This window comes from Streptomyces sp. IMTB 2501 (genome assembly GCF_001953885.1).
GTDB lineage: Bacteria > Actinomycetota > Actinomycetes > Streptomycetales > Streptomycetaceae > Streptomyces.
In genome coordinates, this window is the sequence record NZ_MQUS01000052.1 from 12,579 (window position 1) to 34,068 (window position 21,490).

The 21,490-nt window shown below is 72.4% G+C and carries 20 protein-coding genes; 12 read left to right on the top strand and 8 right to left on the bottom strand.

Annotated elements, in window-relative coordinates:
• Both AV521_RS43865 and AV521_RS43870 read left to right on the top strand, forming a co-directional pair.
• On the top strand, positions 1–810 hold the full coding sequence (locus AV521_RS43865; RefSeq protein ID WP_256725967.1) for an SDR family oxidoreductase: 810 nt from the start codon (positions 1–3) through the stop codon (positions 808–810).
• A 3-nt stretch (positions 811–813) separates the two neighbouring features.
• Entirely contained in the window at positions 814–2,205 is a 1,392-nt protein-coding gene (locus tag AV521_RS43870) for an NAD(P)/FAD-dependent oxidoreductase (protein ID WP_076097471.1), read from the top strand.
• Between the two features lie 83 nt (positions 2,206–2,288).
• Here the strand turns inward: AV521_RS43870 and AV521_RS48950 are convergent, their stop codons facing one another.
• From AV521_RS48950 to AV521_RS43900, 6 genes are all read right to left on the bottom strand, one after another.
• The gene (locus AV521_RS48950) at positions 2,289–3,467 is read right to left on the bottom strand and encodes a hypothetical protein (protein WP_076097473.1); all 1,179 of its coding nucleotides are present in this window, start codon (positions 3,465–3,467) and stop codon (positions 2,289–2,291) included.
• Between the two features lie 243 nt (positions 3,468–3,710).
• Complete coding sequence (locus tag AV521_RS43880) at positions 3,711–4,916, bottom strand: NADP-dependent malic enzyme (RefSeq protein ID WP_076097476.1); 1,206 nt, start codon at positions 4,914–4,916, stop codon at positions 3,711–3,713.
• Between the two features lie 186 nt (positions 4,917–5,102).
• Positions 5,103–6,017, bottom strand: a complete 915-nt coding sequence (locus AV521_RS43885) for a zinc-binding dehydrogenase (RefSeq protein WP_076097478.1) — start codon at positions 6,015–6,017, stop codon at positions 5,103–5,105.
• Positions 6,018–6,117: 100 nt separating this feature from the next.
• Positions 6,118–7,002, bottom strand: coding sequence for an NAD(P)-dependent oxidoreductase (locus AV521_RS43890; protein WP_079249718.1), 885 nt, complete (start codon positions 7,000–7,002; stop codon positions 6,118–6,120).
• Entirely contained in the window at positions 6,999–7,328 is a 330-nt protein-coding gene (locus AV521_RS43895) for a putative quinol monooxygenase (RefSeq protein WP_076097481.1), read from the bottom strand. The genes AV521_RS43890 and AV521_RS43895 overlap by 4 nt, the downstream gene beginning before the upstream one ends.
• 128 nt (positions 7,329–7,456) lie before the next feature.
• Positions 7,457–9,139, bottom strand: a complete 1,683-nt coding sequence (locus tag AV521_RS43900; protein ID WP_079249722.1) for an FAD-dependent monooxygenase — start codon at positions 9,137–9,139, stop codon at positions 7,457–7,459.
• Between the two features lie 97 nt (positions 9,140–9,236).
• On the opposite strand from AV521_RS43900, the gene AV521_RS43905 reads away from it, so the two are divergent.
• The 10 genes from AV521_RS43905 to AV521_RS43950 all read left to right on the top strand — a co-directional run bounded on the left by AV521_RS43905 (position 9,237) and on the right by AV521_RS43950 (position 19,257).
• Positions 9,237–10,787, top strand: coding sequence for an MFS transporter (locus AV521_RS43905; RefSeq protein ID WP_256725968.1), 1,551 nt, complete (start codon positions 9,237–9,239; stop codon positions 10,785–10,787).
• A complete protein-coding gene (locus AV521_RS43910) occupies positions 10,784–11,734 on the top strand; it encodes an aldo/keto reductase (protein WP_076097483.1) in 951 nt (316 codons plus the stop codon). The genes AV521_RS43905 and AV521_RS43910 overlap by 4 nt, the downstream gene beginning before the upstream one ends.
• A 97-nt stretch (positions 11,735–11,831) precedes the next feature.
• Positions 11,832–12,884 (top strand): hypothetical protein, encoded by a 1,053-nt coding sequence (locus tag AV521_RS43915; RefSeq protein ID WP_076097485.1) that lies wholly within the window; start codon positions 11,832–11,834, stop codon positions 12,882–12,884.
• 72 nt (positions 12,885–12,956) lie between these two features.
• Positions 12,957–14,027, top strand: coding sequence for an aldo/keto reductase (locus tag AV521_RS43920; protein ID WP_076097487.1), 1,071 nt, complete (start codon positions 12,957–12,959; stop codon positions 14,025–14,027).
• A 181-nt stretch (positions 14,028–14,208) separates the two neighbouring features.
• Positions 14,209–15,261 (top strand): ScbA/BarX family gamma-butyrolactone biosynthesis protein, encoded by a 1,053-nt coding sequence (locus tag AV521_RS43925; protein WP_076097490.1) that lies wholly within the window; start codon positions 14,209–14,211, stop codon positions 15,259–15,261.
• Positions 15,228–15,944 carry an HAD family phosphatase gene (locus tag AV521_RS43930; RefSeq protein ID WP_143658752.1) on the top strand — a complete coding sequence of 239 codons (717 nt, stop codon included), beginning with the start codon at positions 15,228–15,230 and terminating at the stop codon, positions 15,942–15,944. Before AV521_RS43925 ends, AV521_RS43930 begins: the two co-directional genes overlap by 34 nt.
• Before the next feature lie 34 nt (positions 15,945–15,978).
• Complete coding sequence (locus AV521_RS43935; RefSeq protein ID WP_076097495.1) at positions 15,979–17,022, top strand: 3-oxoacyl-ACP synthase III family protein; 1,044 nt, start codon at positions 15,979–15,981, stop codon at positions 17,020–17,022.
• A gap of 77 nt (positions 17,023–17,099) precedes the next feature.
• Positions 17,100–17,867 (top strand): SDR family oxidoreductase, encoded by a 768-nt coding sequence (locus tag AV521_RS43940; protein ID WP_076097497.1) that lies wholly within the window; start codon positions 17,100–17,102, stop codon positions 17,865–17,867.
• Between the two features lie 63 nt (positions 17,868–17,930).
• Positions 17,931–18,743 (top strand): antibiotic biosynthesis monooxygenase, encoded by an 813-nt coding sequence (locus tag AV521_RS43945; protein ID WP_076097500.1) that lies wholly within the window; start codon positions 17,931–17,933, stop codon positions 18,741–18,743.
• A gap of 85 nt (positions 18,744–18,828) precedes the next feature.
• Positions 18,829–19,257: a MarR family winged helix-turn-helix transcriptional regulator gene (locus AV521_RS43950; protein ID WP_076097502.1), complete on the top strand. Its 429-nt coding sequence runs from the start codon at positions 18,829–18,831 to the stop codon at positions 19,255–19,257.
• A gap of 6 nt (positions 19,258–19,263) precedes the next feature.
• Here the strand turns inward: AV521_RS43950 and AV521_RS43955 are convergent, their stop codons facing one another.
• Together AV521_RS43955 and AV521_RS43960 are read right to left on the bottom strand one after the other, a co-directional pair.
• Positions 19,264–19,959: a DUF4328 domain-containing protein gene (locus tag AV521_RS43955; protein WP_256725969.1), complete on the bottom strand. Its 696-nt coding sequence runs from the start codon at positions 19,957–19,959 to the stop codon at positions 19,264–19,266.
• A gap of 15 nt (positions 19,960–19,974) precedes the next feature.
• Positions 19,975–21,486 (bottom strand): transferase, encoded by a 1,512-nt coding sequence (locus tag AV521_RS43960; protein WP_076097504.1) that lies wholly within the window; start codon positions 21,484–21,486, stop codon positions 19,975–19,977.
• Between the last annotated feature and the right edge of the window lie 4 nt (positions 21,487–21,490).

Here is a 21,490-nt window from a genome sequence, read left to right on the forward strand (position 1 = left end):
ATGGCACCCATGGCACTCACGTCGCCCATGTCGCCCATGTCCCACCACGACTCGGCGGCCGCCGGCCGCGTCGCCGTCGTGACCGGCGGTTCCGGGGGCATCGGCGCGGCCGTCGTCCGTGAACTCGTCGGCGCCGGCTACCGCGTGGTCTTCGGCTATCTCCAGGACGTCTCGTCCGCGCAGGCCGTCCTTGAGCGGAACCGCCCCTCGGCCTCCGGCGAAGGGCCGCCCCGTGTCATGGCGGTGCGCGCGGACGTCGCCTGCGCGCCGGATGTGCGCCGGCTCTTCGACCGGGCCGAGGGCGCGTACGGCGGTGTGGACGCGCTGGTGGCGTGCGCGGCGGTGCAGGCGTCGCCGGGCGTGCCCGTCGAGCGGACCGAGGACGAGGCGTTCGAGCGGGTCCTCGACGTCAACGTCCGGGGCACGTTCCACCTGCTGCGCGAGGCGGCGGCCCGGGTGCGCCGGGGCGGCCGCATCGTGACGTTCTCCAGCGCCGCCGTCGCACTGTCGGTGCCCGGCCAGGCGGTCTACAACGCGTCCAAGGCATGGGGCGAGGTCATGACGTCGCTGCTCGCCAGGGAGCTCGCGGGCCGGGAGATCACCGCGAACACGGTGGCGCCCGGCCCGACCGCCACCGGCCTGTTCCTGTCCTCGCGTGCGCCGGAGGCCGTCGCCGCCCTCGCGGCGCGCACCCCGATGGGCCGCATCGGCAGCCCCGAGGACATCGCGTCGGTGGTCGGCTTCCTGCTCAGCGACGCGGGCGGCTGGATCAACGGGCAGACCGTGTCGGTCGACGGGGGGCTGGTCTGAGCGATGGCGGACAGCACGGGGCGCACGGCTCAGGAGGTGTACGGGTCCTGCGCGGAGCCCGGCGTCGTCGTCATCGGCGCCGGGTTCGCCGGCCTCGCCATGGGCATCCGGCTCAAGCAGGCGGGCCGTCACGACTTCGTGATCCTGGAGCGGGCGGCCGACCTGGGCGGTACCTGGCGCGAGAACCGCTACCCGGGCTGCGCCTGCGATGTGCCGTCGTACCTGTACGCGTACTCCTTCGCGCCGAACCCGCACTGGTCGCGGGTGTACGCCGAACGCCAGGAGATCCATGCCTATCTGCGCCGCACCGCGAGGTCGTACGGCTTGGAGCGGCACCTGCGCTTCGGGCGGGACGTCGAGTCGCTCGCGTACGACGACGCGGCGCGCCGCTGGCTGGTGACGACCACGCGGGGCGAACGCCTGCGCCCCCGGGTGGTGGTGTGCGGCGTGGGCGCGCTGAACGAGCCCGCCCGTCCGGACCTCGAAGGGCTCGCGGCCTTCCGGGGCCGGACCCTGCACACGGCCACGTGGGACGAGTCGTACGACCCCACGGGGGACCGTGTGGCGGTGATCGGGACGGGGGCGAGCGCGGTGCAGCTCGTCCCCGCGATCGCGGGCCGGGTGGCGCGGCTCACGGTGTTCCAGCGCACGCCGACGTGGGTGCTGCCGCGCCCCGACGCGCGGGTTCCGCCGGTGCTGCGCCGGGCCCTGGCCCGCACACCGGTGGCCCTCACGGCCGTTCGCCGGCTCGCCTACGGGGCCCTGGAGGCCCAGGCGCTCGTCCACCCGGTCACGGCGCGGCTCGCCCGCCGTCAGCTGCGCCGCCAGGTCCCGGACGCCGCACTGAGGGCGCGGCTCACCCCCGGCACCCCGCTGGCCGGCGCCGGCCGGGTGCCGCTGTCGAGCACCTACCTCCCTGCCCTCGTCTCCCCGCGGGTGCGCGTCGTCACGGACCCGGTCCGCGAGGTGCGCGGGCACACGGTGGTGGACGCGTCGGGGGCGGCACACCGGGTGGACACGCTGGTCCTCGCCACCGGCTACCGTCCGGGCGCGGCGCTGGCCCGGCTGCGGATCAGCGGTCGCCATGGCGTGCGGCTGGAGGAGGCGTGGGCGGCGGGCCCCCGGACCCACCTGGGCATCGCGGTGCCCGGCTTCCCCAACCTGTTCCTGCTGTTCGGCCCGGGTACGGGGGTGGTCCACGGCTCGAACGTCTTCATGATCGAGCAGCAGGTGGAGCATGTGCTGGCGTGTCTGCGGCGGGTGGAGGCGCGGGCCGGCTCGGCCATCGAGGCGGCGCGGGCGACGGCGGCCGAGGGCTGGCTGTGGCCCGGTTCCTCGTCCGGGTACCGGCGGGCGACGCGGAAGTCTTCGCCGTACGACTACACGGTGTACTGAGCCGGGCGCGCTGAACCGGGCGCCCGTATCGGCCTGTTGACCTTCCCGAAGGTCAACAGGCCTTTTCCGTCGTGCGCGGGCCGCTACGCGCCGGGAGATACGACGACCACCTCGAAGGACTCGGGGGCCCGCGCCGCCGCCTGCCCGATGGACAGGTGCTGCTGGATCACGCACTCGCGCACCCAGTCCACCAGGTACTGGTCGGTGACGGTGCCCGCGCCCACCCGGATCTCCAGGCGCAGGCGCTCGGTCGGGCTGCCCCGGTCGAGGAGTTTCACCTCGACGTCGTCGACCTCGGGCAACCCCCTGACCAGGGCGGAGAGTTCGGACCGTGAGAGCTGGAAGCTCTGGAAGGCGATGATGTCCCCCGCGTAGTCACGCAGGCGCAGGGCCGGGCGGGGCTCGCCGCACGCGCACCGCGTGAACTCGCCGTGCACGCCGGTGCGGTACCGGAGCACCGGGGCGACCAGCTGCTCGTGGAGGGTGGACACCACGATCTCGCCCTCGTGCAGCTCCACATGCTGGAACGGCAGCGGGTGGAAGGTCTCGTGGTCGCACGCGGGGCCGCTGTGGCCGATCACCCAGGCCTCGATCGAGGCGTAGAGGCACCACACCCCGGCGTCGGGCAGCAGGCGCCGCACGAGGTCGGTGGCGCCGCGCTCCGGCGTGGAGTCCGTGCAGATGACGGTGCGCACCCAGGGCAGGGTGCGGCCGGCGCCCGCGCAGTACTGCAGCAGCGAGCGGATCATCGCCCAGTCCGCGACGATCGCGGTGCCCCGGCACTTCTCGAAGAGCCCGATCCAGCGGGCGAAGTCCTGTTCCCGTACGCCCTGGAAGGGGATCACGGACGCGCCGGACAGCGTCGCGAGCGCGTTGCTCAGGTCGTACGCGGGGCAGAGCTTGCTGCCCATGCACAGGTTGATGAGGACGTCGTCGGCGGCGAGGGGCCGCCACTCGGCGAGGATGTCGGCGGCGAACAGGCCGTGCGGGACGAGCGTCGCCGTCGGGTTGTCGAGGCGTCCGCCGCCCACGTACAGGGAGTTGTTGCCCTCCTGCAGGAAGCCGTCCTTGGCGCGGTCCCAGATGGCCGCGCGGAACTCCTCGCGGGACAGCAGGGGAATGTCGGCCAGGTCGGGGCTGGGCACGTCCTGGAGCTTCTCGTACTTGTCGCGCAGCATCTGGAACGTGCGCGCGTGGTCAAGGGCCTGGCGCAGCTGCCGTCCGTCCGGTGCCGGCGCCTGTATGACTGATTCGCGATTCACCCGGCATGCCCCCATTTCCTGCTTCATGCGGTTGTGATCGTTGAGCACGTGGTCGTCGTGCGGCCACCGAGGCGTCTGCCGTACTGGTGTCTGCCGTACCGGTGGCTCGAACCCCATCTACCATATGCCGGAAAACCTCTTCCGTATTTCAGAATCTACATGCCGATGGCCCCCGTTCGCGGTGACGGGGGCCACGTGCGGTGCGCTACGGCTCGGGCGGTGGGAGCACTCCACGCCGTACGTTCAGCGGCGTGCCACTCCCTCGGCGCGGGCCGCGGCGGCGACCGCCGCGGTCACGGCGGGGGCCACGCGCCCGTCGAACGGCGACGGGATGACGTGGTCGGGGCGCAGCTCGCCCGCGATCACCTCGGCGAGGGCGCGGGCCGCCGCGATCTTCATGCCCTCGGTGATGCGTGCGGCGTGCACCTGGAGGGCGCCGGCGAAGATGCCGGGGAAGGCCAGCACGTTGTTGATCTGGTTGGGGAAGTCGGAGCGTCCCGTCGCGACGACCGCGGCGTACCTGTGGGCGACGTCCGGGTGCACCTCGGGGTCCGGGTTGGCCATGGCGAAGACGAACGCGCCCTCGGCCATCGACGCGACGGCCGCCTCCGGGACCGTCCCGCCGGAGACGCCGATGAACACGTCCGCGCCCGCGAGCGCGCTCTCCAGCGAGCCGCTCAGGCCCGCCTTGTTGGTGCTCTCGGCCAGCTCCCGCTTGACCGGCGTCAGATCGGCACGGTCACGGCTCACGACGCCCCTGCGGTCCGCCACGGCCACGTCCCCGATTCCGGCGCCCACCAGGATCTTCGCGATGGCGACACCGGCCGCGCCGGCGCCCGAGATCACCGCGCGCAGCTCGCCCGGCGTCCGGCAGGTCAGCCGCGCGGCGTTCCACAGCGCGGCGAGCGTCACGACGGCGGTGCCGTGCTGGTCGTCGTGGAAGACGGGGATGTCGAGCCGCTCCTGGAGCCGGCGCTCGATCTCGAAGCAGCGGGGCGCCGCGATGTCCTCCAGGTTCACCCCGCCGAACGACGGCGCGAGCCGCACCACCGTCTCGACGATCTCGTCCACGTCCGTGCAGTCCAGCGCGATCGGTACCGCGTCCACGCCGCCGAACTGCTTGAACAGGATGGCCTTGCCCTCCATGACGGGCAGCGAGGCCCGCGGGCCGATGTCCCCGAGCCCGAGTACCGCCGTGCCGTCGGTGACGACGGCCACGGTGTTCGACGTCCATGTGAACTCCCGTGCCAGTTCCGGCTCCTCGGCGATCGCCGTGCACACGCGCGCGACACCCGGTGTGTACGCCAGGGACAGGTCGTCCTTGTCGCGGACCGGCACGGTGGCCCGCACGGCGAGCTTGCCGCCGCGGTGCAGGGCGAAGACGGGGTCGAGGGCGAGGGACTCGGTCACGGCGTCCGGGCCGGCCGGGCGGGCGGTCTCTGTGGTCATGGCTGGGGCCTTTCCAGGGCGAGGTACGGATTCTGCGTACGGATTGGGGGAGTTCGGAGTTTCAAGGTGGGCTCGCGCACTCGCGTGCCGGTGGGGACGCTCCGACGCGCCGAGGGGGAGCCGTGGCGGCGGCTCCCCCTCGGTGCGGGGCCCGAGCGTCCCGAAGGGACTGTGGGCGGGCCGGGTTCAGCCGATGCCGATGGTGAGGACGGCCTTGCCGGACACCTCGCGGTCGCGCACGGCGGTCAGTGCCTCGTTGACGTGCTCCCAGTCCTTCTCGTACGAGATCTCGACCGTGAGCCGGCCGTCGGCGACGAGCCGGGCGAGCGCGGCGAGGTCCGCGCCGACGGGCGCGCCGGTGACGAACACGAAGTGGCGCAGGACGGCCTGCTCGTGTCCGCCGAAGAACTGGAAGAAGCTGACCGGAGTGGGCTCGCCGGACGAGTTGCCGTAGGTGTAGACGGTGCCGCCGGGGCCGACCAGGCCGAGGGCCCGCGACAGCGTCTCGCCGCCCGCCGCCTCGTAGACGACGTCGAAGGGGCCGTCGGCGGTGGCGACGTCGGTGACGACGGACGCGGCGCCGAGCCGGTCGAGCCCCTTGGCGCGCTCGGCGTTCCGGGCGACGGCGGTCACCTCGGCGCCCGCCGCCCTGGCCAGCTGCACCAGGAACCGGCCGACGCCGCCGGCCGCGCCGGTCACCAGGACCGTGCGGCCGAGCAGGCTGCCCGCCTCGCGGACCAGGCGCAGCGCGGTCAGGGCGGCGACCGGGAGCGTGGCGGCCTGGGCGAAGCTCACCGCGTCGGGCAGTACGGCGACGGCCTCGGCGGGTACGGCGATCTGCTCGGCCCAGCTGCCGTCGGCGAGCGACAGGGCCACGACGCGCTGACCCTTGGTGAAGCCTTCGGCGGTCTCGGCGACCACTCCGGCGACGTCCCAGCCGGGACGCCAGCCCTCGTCGTTCCCGGGCAGGTTGAGTATCTCGCCCCGGTTGACCGAGACGGCCCTGACGTCGATGAGGACCTCGCCGGCGGCGGCGACGGGCGCGGGCACGTCACGGAAGGCGACGTTGCCGGTGGCGGGGGTGTTCACGATGGCACGCATGAAAGATGTGAGTCCTTCTGTTCGGGTGTCTTCTCTGGCTGAGCTGGTCGTCCGGTGGCGGAGCCGGCCGTCTCGCGGCCGGCCGTCACCCGGGCCGGCGTCACCCGGGCTGGTTCTGCGGGAAACTCACCAGGTACGTCGCCGCCAGGTCCTTGTCGCCGTGCCCCTGTTCGACGGCGCGCGCGAAGCGGGCCGCGACGGCCTCGGCCATGTCGAGGCGCACCCCGGCGGCGGCCGCGTCGTCGAGGATCAGGCGGGCGTCCTTGGCGGCCGTGGCGAGTCCGAAGCTGGGCGTGTAGTCGCCGCTGAGGATCGCCGCCGACTTGCCCTGCAGATAGCCGCTGTCCAGGCCGCCGCCCGCGATGGTCTCGGTGAAGACCCGCTTCTCCAGGCCGAGCGCCTCGGCGAGCGCGAGGGCCTCCGCGGCGCCGGTGACGGTGGCGAGCACCCAGGAGTTGACGACCAGCTTGAGCCGGGTGGCGGTGGCCCGGCCCGCGTTGTCGTCGAGCCAGATCGTGCGCGCGGCGATGGCATCGAGGGCGGGTGCCGCCTGCGCGCGGGCCTTGTCCGAGCCCGCCGCGAACACCAGGAGCTGACCGGCCTCGGCGGGCTGCCGGGTGCCGAGCACGGGCGCGTCGACCAGGTCGAGGCCGTGCCCCGTGGCGAAACGGGTGATCTCCGGGGCGGCGGCGAGACCGACGGTGGAGGTCTGCAGCCAGACCTGACCGTCCTCAAGTCCCGCCTGCGCCGCGCCGATCGTGTCGAGGACGGCGGGCCCGTCGGTGAGCATCGTGATGACGACACCGGCGCCGCGCACCGCGTCGGCCGCGGTGTCCGTGACGGTGACGCCGTGCGCCGCGAGCGGTTCGGCCTTGACGCGGGTGCGGTTCCACGCCCTCACGTCCAGTCCGGCACGCCGAAGGCTGTGCGCCATCCCCGTGCCCATGATTCCCGTGCCGAGTACCGCGACAGTCGTCGAGTTCACAGCACGCCCTTCGTCGATGTGCCCTCGCTGAGCTGGGCGTAGACGCGGATGTCGAGCGGCTCCGCGAGCAGGTCGCCGATCCGCTCGGCGAGCTGCTTGATGTGCTCGGTGGCCAGGTGCTGTTCGAGGGCCTCGGCGCTCGTCCAGCGCTCGATGGCGACGAACAGGTCCGGGTCGTCGATGCCCTGGTGCATCGAGTAGTGGATGCTGCCCGCCTCCTCGTGGGTGGGCGCGACGACCGACCGCAGCAGCTTCGCCACCTGGTCGCGGTGGCCGGGCCTGGCCACCGCGCGGCCTACGACCGTCACTTCGCCTGCGTTGCTCATGATGCGTGTCCTCCAACGGAACTGACGAATCAGGAAATTGATGCCTCGAAGACTTGGCAACATCTCAGAGATCTGGTTATTCCTCAGGGTCTTGCTGGTGCTTGGACAACTTAGCAATGTTCGATGTCTTACACCTCGGTTGCGGCATGCCCGGCGGCCGGGCGCCGCGCCCCGAAGAGATGCGCGAGCTCGTCCTCCAGGCGCTCCAGGTCCCCGGCGTGGCCGTGCGCCTGGATGTGCCCGTCGGGCCGCACCAGGAAGTAGCCGGCCCTGCCGCACAGGCCGTGGGCGGACAGTGCCCGGTGCGGCACGGCGAGGTGCCGCAGCTGGGGGAAGCCGTCCGCGATGTGCCCGCTCTGGACCAGGAGTTCGGCGCTCGCGGCACCCCGGTCGGAGCCGACGAGATGCCACCGGGACGGGTCCGTGCCCGGTCCCGCGAGCCCGTACGGCACGGCGACGGCGCGCGGGAACACGGCGCCCACGCCCACCCGGCCGGGGACCTTCCCCGTGCAGCGGCACGAGGTGAGGCGGGCCGGCACCTGGCTGGGGCGCACGGCCGGGTAGGCGAGCCGGCGGCCCGCCATGACCGGACCGTACAGCCGCTCCACCAGGCCCGAGCGGTCGCCGATCCGGAACGCGGCGTCCCGCAGCCGGGTGCGCAGCGCGCCGTCGGCCATCCAGGCGCGGGTCTGCACGTCGGTGTCGCGGACCACCCTGCGGGCGATGGCCTGCCGTTCGCCCGCGTACCCGGCGACGACGTCGGCGCTCAGCTCGCCCCTGAGGTAACCGGCGATCTTCCAGGCCAGGTTGTGCGCGTCCTGCAGTCCGGTGTTGAGGCCCTGGCCGCCCGCCGGGCTGTGCACATGCGCGGCGTCGCCCACCAGGAAGACGCGCCCGAGCGAGAAGTCCGCGGCGTGCCGGGCGTGCACGCGGAAGACGGACCGCCACACGACGGGCTCCGCGATGCGCACCCCGCGCGGGCCGCGCCGGTCGACGATGTCCTGCATCAGCGGCACCGACACCTCCTGGCCGGGCGGTAGCGACGAGAAGAACCGGAAGATCCCGTCGGGCAGCGCGACGATCACCAGGGCGCCCTTCGCGGACTGGTAGTACAGCGCCCGGTCGGCCGGAAGACGTCCCTCGACGGGCGCGTCGACCAGGGCGAACGCGGTCTCGTAGGTGCTGCCGGTGAAGCCGGTGCCGAGCTGCGCCCGGACCGTGCTGCCGGCGCCGTCGGCGCCGATGACGAACGGCGCGCGGAATCGCTCCAGTCGGCCGTCCGCGTGCTCCAGGACGGCGGTGGTCGGTGCGGCGCCGTCGATGCGCCCGGAGAAGTCGACGCCTTCGAGGGCGAGCAGCCGGACGCCGTGCTCGACCTTGCCGCCCGCCGCGTGCAGACCCGTGCGCAGGATCCGCTCGGTCTCGTTCTGCGGCAGGCACAGCGGCGTGAGGTCCTCGGCGAAGTCGAACGCGGCGAGCGGCCGGCGCTCGGAGAAGTAGCTGAACCCCCTGATCGGCACGGCGGCCTCGCGCGTGGCCGCCAGGAGGCCCAGGTCGTCGAACAGGTCGAGGGTGCGCGGCCAGAGCAGCAGCGCCTTGGGGAACGACGCGGTGTCCGGGGCGCGTTCCACGATGCGCACGCGGACCCCGCGACGGAGCAGCTCGGTCGCCGCGAGCATGCCGGTGGGGCCGCCGCCGACGACGAGGACGTCACAGTCACCCGCCGTCGCGGGCAGGCGTGCCGGCCCGCCGGCCGGACCATCGGCGGGACCGTCAGCCGGACTATCAGACTTCTGATGAGAAACAGTCATCTGCACCTCCTCCAGTGAGTGCTTGACGCCAACCATCAGAGACCTTATGGTCCTCAACGTCAAGAGATCGGTCATCAATCGAACAAGGGGGTGCGGGGTGAGCGCCGTCGCACAGGCGCAAGAGACCGCCGTACGGCCGAGGAAACGTGCCGGCAAGGCGGGGCCGACTCTCGTCGCCGTGGCGCTGGCCAGCGTCCTGCTGCCGCTCAGCACCACGGGCCCGGCCGTGGCACTGCCGCGGCTGGCCACCGCCGTGCACGCCGGGAACGGCGCCGCGCAGTGGGTGCAGAACGCCTACGGAGTCACTTTCGCGGCGTGCCTGCTGGCCGCCGGAGGGCTGGCCGACCGGTTCGGGCGCCGCAGGGTCCTGCTGTGGGGAGTCATCACGTTCATGGCGATGTCGGCGCTGTCCGCGCTCGCGGACGACATCGTCGTCATCGACGTCGCCCGCGCCGTCCAGGGCATCGGGGCCTCGGGCATCCTCACATCGGGCGCCGCGGTCTTCGGGGCCGCGTTCACCGGCCGGGCCAGGGCGCGCGCCTTCGGCGTGCTCGGGGCGTCGTTCGGCTTCGGACTGGCGCTCGGGCCGCTGGTCGCGGGCGCCCTGGTGAACGCCACCGGCTGGCGCGGCGTGTTCTGGATGAACGTCGTGCTCGGCGCCGTGGTGCTGTTCCTGATCCCGAACATCGCCGAGTCGCGCGACCCCGGCGCGGGACGCGTGGACTGGGCGGGCCTGCTCACCTTCAGCGCGAGCCTGTTCTGCGTGGCCCTGGTGTTCGTCGAGGGTCCCGCGCACGGCTGGACGTCCGCCGAGGTCATCACCTCGCTCGTGCTCGCCGCCGCGTTCATGGCCCTGTTCGTGGTGGCCGAACTCCGAGTCGCACGGCCGATGTTCGACCTCACGCTGTTCCGGCGGCCCACATTCATCGTCGTGGTCTGCCAGCCCTTCACCATCACCTTCGGGTTCGTGGTGCTCCTGATCTACCTGCCGCAGTACTTCCAGGGCGTCGGCAGCCACAGCGCCACCGCGTCGGGCGCGCTCCTGATGCCGCTGACCCTGCCCGTCCTCGTGCTTCCGCTCGCCCTCAGCCGGATCGCCGACCGGATGCCGCTGCGCGTGCTGCTCGCCCTGTCGTCGGTACTCATCACGGTCGGCTCACTGTGGCTGCTCGTCCTGCGGCCCGACAGCGGTGCCCAGCTCATCGGCCCGCTCCTGGTGTTCGGGACCGGCGTGGGCAGCGCCTTCGGGATCATGGACAACGCGGCGGTGTCCGTGGTGCCGCCCGAGCGGTCCGGCATGGCCTCGGGCATCTTCAACACGATGCGGATCACCGGCGAGTCCATCGCCATCGCCGCCGCGGGCGGCTTCCTCACCAGCGTGACCGCGTCCAAGATCGCCGGCCGGGTCCCCGGCGCCGGCCGCAGCGCGGCCGCCCTCGCGGGCGACGCCGTCCAGGGGCGGCTGCCCGCCACCAGCCACGCGGTGCGCGGCGTGGTCACCGACGGCCTGACGTCCGCCCTGCACCTGGCCTTCGTCCTGCTGGCCGCCCTGGCCCTGACCGGCGCCGCCGTCACCTTCTTCGTCATCCGCGAGAGGGACCTCGACCACCAGCGCGCCGACGACCAACAGAAAGGCAGCACTTCGTGAAGACCCGTCCCCTCGGCACGACCGGCTGGAACGTCGGCCGTATCGGCCTCGGCTGCATGGGCATGAGCTTCGCCTACACCCCGGGCCGCCGCGACGACGCCGAGTCCGCGCAAGTGATCCGGCGGGCCGTCGACCTCGGCGTCACGCTCGTCGACACCGCCGACGTCTACGGCCCGCACACCAACGAGGAACTGGTCGGCAAGGCCCTCACGGGCCTGCGCGACGACGTGGTCCTCGCCGGCAAGTGCGGCCTCGTCGTCCGCGACGGCGACATCGTGCCCGACGGCCGCCCCGAGCACATCCGCGCCGCCGCCGACGGCTCGCTCGCCCGCCTCGGCGTCGACGAGATCGACCTCTACCAGCTGCACCGCGTCGACCCCCAGGTGCCCGTCGAGGAGACCTGGGGAGCCATGGCCGAGCTGGTCCGGGCCGGCAAGGTCCGCAGGATCGGGATGTCCGAGGCCACCGTCGCCGAGCTGGACGCCGCCCACGCCGTCCACGAAGTCGCCACTGTGCAGAGTGAGTTGTCGCTGTGGAGCCAGGACCAGCTGGAGGCGGTCGTACCGTGGTGCGCCGCGCACGGCGCCGCGTTCATCGCGTACGGGCCGCTGGGGCGCGCCTTCCTCACCGGCGCCGTCAAGCCGGGCCACCGGCTGGAGGACGGGGACTGGCGGCGGGGCAACCCGCGCTTCCAGGACGCGGCGATCACCGCCAACCAGCACATCGCGCAGGGCGTCGCCGACATCGCCGCCGCCCACCGGGCCACCCCGGCACAGGTCGCCCTCGCCTGGGTCCTCGCGCAGGCCCCGGACATCGTGCCCATCCCCGGCACCAAGCGCCTCGCCCACCTGGAGGAGAACGTCCGCGCGGACGGCGTCGAGCTGACCGCCGACGAGATCACCCGCCTCACCGCCCTGGGCCGCACCGCCGAGGGCCCCCGCTACTGACGGCCGCACCCCGGCGGCCCCGCCCACGCACAAGAACCACAAGAACCCCAGGACCACAAGGACCACAAGGACCACAAGGACCACAAGGACAAGGACCATGAGAGCCAGCAGGACCACCGCACTCGCGCTGCTCGGCGCGGCCGCCGTCGCCGCGGGCGGCTTCACCTTCGCGGGGCAGGCCGCCGCCGTCTCCCAGGCGGACGCCGTGCACCGCGCCCACCACGCCGGCACCCGGCACCACCGCGCCCACACGACGCCCACCACGGTGGTGGCCGCCCTGAAGGGCGACAAGCTCTACCCGGAGAGCCTCGTCGCGGACCCCGCCACCGGCGACATCTACGTCACGGGCTTCGGCGACGGCGCCGTCCAGCGCATCCCCGCGGGCAGCCGCACCGCCGAGGTCTTCCTGCCCGCGGGCACCGACGGCCGTACCGCCGCCACCGGCGCCAAGATCTGGGGCGACCAGCTGTGGGTGGCCGACTTCTCGGGCCTGAACGTCTACAGCCTCACCAGCAGGCAGCGCCTCGCGCACTTCGCGGCCCCCTTCGAGAAGGCCATGGTCAACGACATCGCCTTCACCGCCGACGGCACCGGATACCTGACCGACTCGGGCAATCCCGTGATCTACCAGGTCTCGCAGGCCGACATCGCCGCCTACGCCGACAAGCCGGGCGCCGAGCGGGCAAAGTCCCGGCTGCCGATCGGGCGCGACCTGAACGGCACCCCGGCCGCGTACACCCAGCACGACTCCCCGAACCTCAACGGCATCGTCAGCGACGGCCGTTACCTCGTCGCCGTCAACTTCACCTCGGGCCGGCTGTTCCGCGTGGACACCACCGACGGCGAGGTCCGCGAGATCGCCTACGACGGTCCCCGGCTCGTCAGCGGCGACGGACTGTTCCGCCGCGGCCGCACGCTGTACGCGGCCCGCAACAAGGCGAACGCCGTCACCAGGCTCTCCCTCGGCCGCGGAGACCTGACCGCGCACGTCGAGAAGAACATCGAGTCGGCCGACCTCCAGATCCCCACCTCGGTCATCGCCTACGAGGGCCGGATCCTCGTCACACGCTCGCAGTTCGACAAGGGCGGCCCCTACGCGCCGGGCACCCCCGAGCTGCCCTTCAGCGTCGCGGCCGTAGCCGGCCTGTGAGCGGCACCGCTCCCTCGCAGCCCCGTTTCCCGTAACCCCAACTCACCCATCCGGCAAGGAGATCGATCCACCATGCGGTACCGCTACCTCGGCGACACCGGGCTCGCCGTCTCCGAGATCTGCTTCGGCGCCATGACCTTCGGCGGCGGCGCCTCCTTCCTCGGCGCTCCCGACCGCAACTGGTCGGAGTTCGGCACCGTCGACGACCAGAACGTCCTCCGCCTCATGGACATGGCCCTGGACGCGGGCGTCAACTTCTTCGACACCGCCGACGTGTACAAGAACGGCACCGGCGAGGAGTTCTTCGGGCAGACCCTGAACAAGGTCCGCGACAGGGTCGTCATCGGCACCAAGGGCCGCTGGCGCGTCGACGGCGACGGCCCGAACGACCTCGGCGCCACCCGCCACCACCTGTACGAGGCCGTCGACGCCAGCCTGCGCCGGCTGCGCACCGACTACATCGACCTGTACCACATCCACGGTTTCGACCCGCGCACCTCGCTCGACGAGACACTGCGGGTGCTCGACGACCTGATCCGCGCCGGCAAGATCCGCTACATCGGGGTCTCCAACTTCGCCGCCTGGCAGCTGATGAAGGCCCTGTCGGTCTCCGACCGCCGCAATCTCGCGAAGTTCGTCTGCTACCAGGGCTACTACAACCTGGCCGCGCGCGAACTGGAGCATGAGATCGTGCCGTTGGCGGTCGACCAGAAGGTCGGCATCACCGCGTGGAGCCCCCTCGCGGGCGGCTTCCTGACGGGCAAGTACAAGCGCGGCGAGGGCCGCCCGGCCGGCAGCCGCCTGTCCGAGGCGACGCCCGCCGAGTCCGCGCCGCTCACCGACGAGGAGCAGGCGTACGACATCGTCGACGCGATGCGGCAGATCGCCGACGCGCGCGGCGCCTCCGTCGCGCAGGTCGCCCTGAACTGGGTGCTCGCCAAGCCGGGCATCACCTCCGCGGTGATCGGCGCCACCAAGCCGTACCAGCTTGAGGACAACCTCGCGGCGATGACCTGGACACTCACGGAGGCCGAGGTCGAGACCCTCGACAAGGTGAGCGCCGTGCGGGCGCCGTACCCCTACTGGCACATCGCCACGGTCGGCGCCGACCGGAAGCTGCCGGGGGACGTCTACCCGGCGTAGCGCTCCGCTGAGGGGGGGCGGTGCTTCGACCGCGGGCCCGTTGTGGCTGGTCGCGCAGTTCCCCGCGCCCCTTTCGGGGCGCCACGCCCCGCGTCTCGCAACCGAACCCCACCGACCGCCGTCGGGCCCCCGGTCTCTTCCCCCCGCCCGGTGACCCGGCGGCAACCCAAGGAGTTCATCCATGACCGCTACCGAGCCCAGACAACTGACCTTCTGCTGCACGGTGAACCGCACGCTCGTGCACCGCGACTCGCTCGGCGAGGTCTTCCTCACCGACCTGCACACCGACGGTGACGACGGCTACGCCGTCGCCGCCATGCTGCCCCGCTCGCACTCCTATTACGGCGACCACCTGCTGCGGCCCGCGATGTACGACCCGCTGCTGCTCCTGGAGACCAGCCGGCAGGCCTGTCTGGCGGGGGCACACGCCTTCTTCGACGTACCGCTGGGCGACAAGTTCGTCCTCACCTTCCTGCGGATCAGCCTGATCCGGCCCGAGCTGCTCACCGTCGGCAGCCAGCCGCTGCGCCTGACCATGAAGGTCACCGTGACCGACCGGCGGGTGCGCGACGGCCGCGTCAGCGGCCTCGACAGCGCGCTCGAACTGTCGGTGGACGGCACGGTCGTCGGCTGGACCGGCGTCGGCCTGCGGTTCCGCAACGCCCGGTCGTACGCCGAGCTGCGCGCCGCAAACCGCGACGGCAAGCCCCTGCCGTCCAGCGCCGAGCTGCCCGCCGAACCCACCCGCAACCTCGTCGCCCCGCACCTCGTGGGCCGCGCCCTGCCCGGCAACGTGATCCTCACCGACGCCACCGGCGACAACGGCGACGCGTACGCCGCGCTGCACGTCCCGCCCGCGCACCCCAGCCTGTTCGACCACGCGCAGGACCACCTGCCCGGCATGGTCCTCACCGAGGCAGCGCGCCAGCTCGCCCTGTTCGCCGCCCTGGAGGCGCGGGGCCTGTCCCCGGCGAAGGCGTTCCCCAGCGACATCTACGTCGTCTTCACCCGCTTCGGCGAGCTGGAGCCGCCCACGTCGCTCGCCGCCAAGGTGGGCGCTCCCGACGCCGGGGTGCGCCAGCACGCGGAGACCTTCTACACCCAAGGGGGCCCGCTGGAGCTGCCGGAGGAGAGCGGGCGCCCGCACACGGAGCTGCCGGTGACGGTCACCGCGTGGCAGGAGGAGAAGGAGTTGGCGACGTGCTCCATCACGCTGGCCACCCGCACCGACTAGGCGCCGCCTCTGGCGCGGTGCGCGCGGCGTTCTTCGACGTCGACGAGACGCTGATCCGCCGGAAGTCGATGTTCAGCTTCCTGGAGTTCCATCTGCGCAGGCGCGGGCGCCCGGACGGCACGTACGAACGCCTCACGGACGAGCTGCGGGCGGCCGCGGCCTCCGGCGTGCCGCGCCAGGAGATCAACCGGCGCTTCTACCGGCTGCTCGCGGGCGAGCCCGTCGAGGCGCTGACGGCGGCGGGCGAGGCGTGGTTCGCGCACGAGGTCGAGCGGGGCCTGTTCATCGAGCCGACCCTGACGGAACTCGCCGAGCGGCGCGCGGCCGGGGACTTCGTGGTCCTCGTATCGGGCTCGTTCTTCGCGCCACTGGCGCCCCTCGCCGCGCAGTTGCACCCCCACTGGACGGTGTGCACCCGGCCGGTGGCCGTCGACGGCGTCCTCACCGGTGAGGTCACCGTCCCCGTCATCGGCGGGGTCAAGGGCCGGGTCGCCCGCCATACGGCGGCCCTGTGCGGCGTCGACCTGGCGGCGTCGAGCGCGTACGGGGACCACGCGAGCGACCTCGCGCTGCTGAGCGCCGTCGGGCACCCGGTCGTCGTGGGCGACGACCCGGTACTGACCGCGCACGCGCGCAGCCGGGGCTGGCGGCACCTGCCGGTGCCGGACCCGGTGGACGCCTGAGCACCGACATGAACACCAAGGGGGAATCAGAACGATGAGTATCGGCATCGTCGGCACCGGCTCCTATCTGCCCGAGGCCGTCGTCACCAACGAGGAGATCGCGGGCCCGGCCGGGGTGACCGCCCAGTGGATCACCGACAAGACCGGGGTGCGTGAGCGCCGCCGGGCGGCCGGCTCGGAGGCCACGTCCGACCTGGCGGCGCGGGCCGGGGCGCAAGCGCTCGCCCAGGCGGGCATCCAGCCCGAGCAGGTGGCGTACGTCGTGGTCGCCACGTCGACACCCGACCATCCGCAGCCGGCCACCGCGAGCATCGTCCAGGACCTGCTCGGCGCCCGGAACGCGGCGGCCTTCGACGTCAACGCCGTCTGCGCGGGCTTCACGTTCGCGCTGAGCGTCGGCGAGGGCCTGCTGCGCCGGGGCACGAACGAGATAGCCCCGTACGCCCTGATCATCGGCGCGGACATCTACTCACGGATCCTCGACTACACGGACCGCAGGACCTGCATCCTGTTCGGCGACGGCGCGGGGGCCGTCGTCCTCGGCCCGGTGGCCCCCGCCCTGGGCCTCATCGACACCCAGCTCACCACGCGCGGCGACGCCCACGACCTCATCAAGGTCCCGGCGGGCGGCAGCCGGCACCCGGCCTCGTACGAGACGCTGCGCGCCGGAGGCCACTTCTTCACCATGAACGGGCGCGGAGTGCGCCAGTTCGTGCACGACGAACTCCCGGGCATCATCGCCACGTTGCTCTACCGTTCCGGCACGCCGCTGGCCTCCGTCCGGCATCTGGTCCCCCATCAGGCGAACGGCGTCATGCTCGCCGACCTGTGGCCCGACCTCGGGCTGGTCAACGCCGAGCTGCACCTGGCGCTCCAGCGGCACGGCAACACCGGTGCAGCCTCGGTGCCGATCACCCTCGACCACGCGAACCGCGCGGGCAAGCTGCGCGAGGGCGAGACCGTCGTACTGACGGCGTTCGGCGGCGGTATGAGCGTCGGCACCACGGTGCTGCGGTGGGCCGCCACAGCGGCGCGGGCGCGCACGAGCGGCGCGGAACTCACGGGCGCGAGCGCCTGACGGCCCTCCTTCACTTCGCACTGTTCACCCCATTCCCGCCATTTCACCCCATCTGAACCGGAAGAAGGGACACCCCCATGTCCGAAGAGCCCCAGAACCTCATCGGACGCGTCGCCGTGGTGACCGGGGCGGCCAGCGGCATCGGCGCCGCCACCGCCCGGCTGCTCGCCGCGCGCGGTGCGAAGGTCGCCCTGCTCGCCCGCCGCCGCGAGCGCCTCGACGCGCTGGCCGCCGGGATCACCGCGGCCGGCGGGGTCGCGCTCGCCGTCGCCGCCGACGTCACGGACGCCGACGCGCTGAGCACCGCGGCGGCGACGGTGCGCGAGGCGCTCGGCACCGTGGACCTGGTCGTCACCGGGGCCGGGGCGATGCTCACGGCGCCGTTCGAGCAGGGGCGCACCCACGAGTGGGAGCGCATGATCGACACCAATCTCACCGGCCTGGTGCGCACCCTCCATGTCTTCGGGCCGCAGCTCACCGAGGCCGCGGCCGCCGGGCGCACCGCCGACATCGTGAACATCTCCTCGATCGCGGCGCAGATCACGGCGCCCAATTTCGCGCTGTACTGCGCCACGAAGGCGGCGGTCAGCCATCTGTCGCGCAATCTGCGCACCGAGTTCGGTCCGCGGCGCGTCCGCGTCACCTCCCTCGAACCGGGCGTCGTGGACACCGAGCTGATGGACCACCTCGACGACCCCTCGGCCCAGGAATGGCTGACCGGCCTCATCAAGTCGATCGACGTGCTGTCCGACCGGGACGTCGCCGAGGTCATCGGCTTCACGGTGGCCCAGCCGCGGCACGTCAACCTGCCCCAGATCGTGATCATGCCGACGGAACAGGTCTGACGCCCTGCCCATGACCTCCCCCCACACAACCAGCACCCGCAACTCACCACAGGAGAAACGAAGATGAAGCTCCGCACGACGCTGTTCCCGCTCGCCCTCGGGGCGGCCCTGCTGATGTCGGCGCCCGCCGCGATGGCGGACACCGCCGCGGCGACGGCCGACAACCGCGGTGACAGCGGCGTCTCGTACACCGCGATCGCCTCGTACGAGAACATCCCGGCAGCCGCCCGCACCCAGGTCATCGCGGCCGCGCAGAAGGAGGCGTACGACTCCCTGGACAAGGAGCCGGGCACGCTCGCGGTCCACATCGTCCCGGACCCGAAGAACGACGCGCGGATCGTGATAGCCGGCACGTTCGTCAACAAGGGCGCCTACGAGGCGCACGAGCACGGCGTCTTCCACCGCCGCTTCCTGCGGACGGCGGCCGGCAACGGCGTCACGGGCCCCGACTACACCATCAGGAACACCTCCGTGAAGCCGCTGAGCGCGGACGGCAGGACGGCCCCGTCGCACGGCGACAGCGGTTCCGTGCTCACCGTCGTCGCGGAGTTCGACAACGTGCAGCCGCAGTACCGCGACGAGTTCCTCAGGATCAGCCAGGCCGACGGGTACGGGTCACTGACCCGCGAGCCGGGCACGCTCGGGTTCCACTGCATGCCCGACCCGGCCGACCCGACCCGCTTCGTGTTCCTGGAGACCTTCAAGGACCTGGACGCGTTCAACGCTCACAAGGACGACGGCCCGGCGCAGGACTTCCTCGCGCTGGTCGCCAAGGACCACATCAAGGGCCCGGGCTTCTTCATCACGAACACCAACGCGGCCGACAACGGCTTCGGTACGCCTGGAGCTTTCTCCGTCCCGAATCAGGACGTCTGATAACATCCGCAAGGTGAGCAGCATATGACCTGTGTTGGCCTGATGTATGCTGATGACCATAAGAGGCCTGAGGGGTGTGCCCAGCATGAAGCTGCCGAGCGACGAGAGGCTGGGCCACATCCTGAAGCGTGCCGAGCAGGAAGTGAACGCCGCCAAGCACACAGCCCTCAGGCCCTTCAACCTCAGCACAGCCCAGCACACGGTCATGCTCGCCATCCATGAGGCCCCCGGACTCTCCGGCGCCGCCCTTGCGCGCCGATGTCTGGTCACCCCGCAGACCATCTCCTCGGTGCTCGGCACCCTTGAGGGCCGGGGCCTCGTGGAACGCAAGCCCCACCCCGTCCACCAGCACATCCTGGAGGCCCGGCTCACCCGCACGGGCCGCAATCTGCTCAACAAGGCGGACGACGCGGTGTCGGTCGTGGAGGAATCGCTGGCGGCCGCGTTCCAGGCCGAGGAGCGCGCCACGTTCCGCGCGTTCCTGGAGCGCTGTTCCTCGGCGCTGAGGAAATAGCAGCCCTCACCCCGCGTTCCGGACAGGCCTGCCGGTCTGCCATTCGGTGACGCGCCTCATGATGAGGATGATCAGGACACCGGCCACCAGGTAGAGCACCGCGAGCAGGGTGGACATGTTCGCGTTGGCCAGCACGTCCTGCTCGGAGGCCTCCTGCGAGGCCATACGCCACTGGATCGGCCTCACGAGGTACGTCCCGGCCACCAACAGCACCCACCAGGTCTTGACCAGGGCGCCGGGGGCGGGCCGACGGGGAGCGCTGGCCTGCCAGATGTCCGACATGACCTGGTACGGAAACCACAGGTTGGCCACGGGGGACAGCCAGGCGCCGACCACCCAGCCCCGGGACCGGCGATGCGCGGCGGCACCGCCGATCAGCTCGGCGTTGATCCGCGCCCGCCACAGCCAGACGAGGAACGCCACGCCTGCCACGATCCACACCAGGAGCCCCAGCCAGGTCCCCAGCACCTTCGTCAGGGCATCCGAGTCGGCGGCCTGGACGTCCGCGAGTGTCGCCTTCCCGGCCAGAAAGTCGTGGACGACGACGTAGTCGCGCCAGTTGCCCACCGAGACCAGTACCTCACGGACCACCACCAGTGAGATCAGCGCGGTCGCGGCCGTGGCCGCACCGGTCACCGGCCGGTACGGCTCCGTGCCGACCGGGCTCGCACCCGTCGACGTGCCCTGCTGTGAACCTTCCATGATTCCTCCTTGGCGCTACCAGAGTTCGAGCAGGCGCAGGGTGCGGAACACGAGCCAGCCCAGCAGGCCCAGGACTGTGACCAGCAGCATGCCCTTCCACAGCGACGCCCCCAGCGCGAAGTTGGCGCGCGGGGTCATCGTCCGTTTGCGGAGCCCCACCGCCGCCAGAGCGGCTTTCATGGCACGGATCTCTCGGTACGCGGGCGTGTACATGGCCGTTCCCGCCACACCCGTCCGTTCGGCGAAGGCCGCGAGGCGCGCGAACAGGCGCCGCCGTGTCGTGGCGCCCACCGCGTGTACGTGAGGCGTCCACTCGGGGTCGAAGGTGATCACGGCGGAGATCGCAGAGACCGAGGAGTCGCCCGCGACCGCCTTGTCCAGCCGAGCGGGGGTCGGCAGATGCTCGTCCAGCCGTTCGGCCACGCCCGGCAGCCCACCCGGCACCATCAGGACGAGCTTCCGCGCGGGCTGGGTGGCGCGGGCCTGCTCGACCTCCCACCACAGCCCGTCGCCCAGGCCCAGGCGCAGCACGATGAGCCGGGACAGCTCCATCAGCCTCAGGACCACGGGCTGCCAGTCGTCACGCGGCAGATAGAACCGCGCCGCCCCCAGCCGCGGCAGCGGCTCCTCGGGCATGCCCACCGCGATCACCGGGCCGACGGCGCCCAGCGCCGCCGCGAGTTGCTCCTCCCGCGAATGGACGTTGACCGGCATCCCGTCGTCGATCTGCGCGGTGGTGGCGTCGTCGGCGAAACTGCGCAGGTAGAGCACGGGGGTACGGCCGTCGGCCAGCAGCGCCTGGGCCGCGCTGCGTACCGACCGCGGCCGGGAGCGGCGCAGGATCAGCAGGCCTGCCCCCAGCGCGGCCAGCCCGCACGGCAGGAGGAGGATCTGCGCCACCACCGGCTGCTTGTAGCCTTGCCGCTCCGCCGTGCTGACGGCGAGGAAACCGATCGCGAACAGCCCGTATCCGAGGCCGCTGGCCGCCAGGAACAACGGCCTGCGCCACCACGGCTGACGCGGGGCGAACCGGCTGACCAGGCCGACGACGCCGGCAGCTCCCGCACGGCGGCGGCACCGTAGCCACAGCGCCGGTACGGCGAGCACCCCGGCGGCCACCGCCCACCACAGCGCGACCATGCCGGACGAGCCGAGGTCCCGCTCAAGAACCGCCTGGTCCTTCTCCACCCGCGCCGCGAGCCCGGCGACACGCTCCCGGGCCAGGGAGCTTCCGCCCTCGCGGGCTTCACGGGCGGCGGCGACGACCGCGGACCGGCTCTGTCCCGACGGGGCGTTGTCCTCGAACCACGCCTCCCCCTCCCGGATCCCGGCGCGCGCGGACGCGTCCCCGGCGGCGTAGCGGTCCAGCGCGGTGACGAAGGCGGCGGCCCGCGCGGGGGCGTCACGGAAGCGGTCCCGGGCCCGCAGATCCAGGCCCACGCCGACCGCAAGCTGCAGCGCGACGTAGCCCGTGACGACCGCGCACACCATGACCAGCCGAGCGAAGACCCGCAATCCGGACGACACCCCG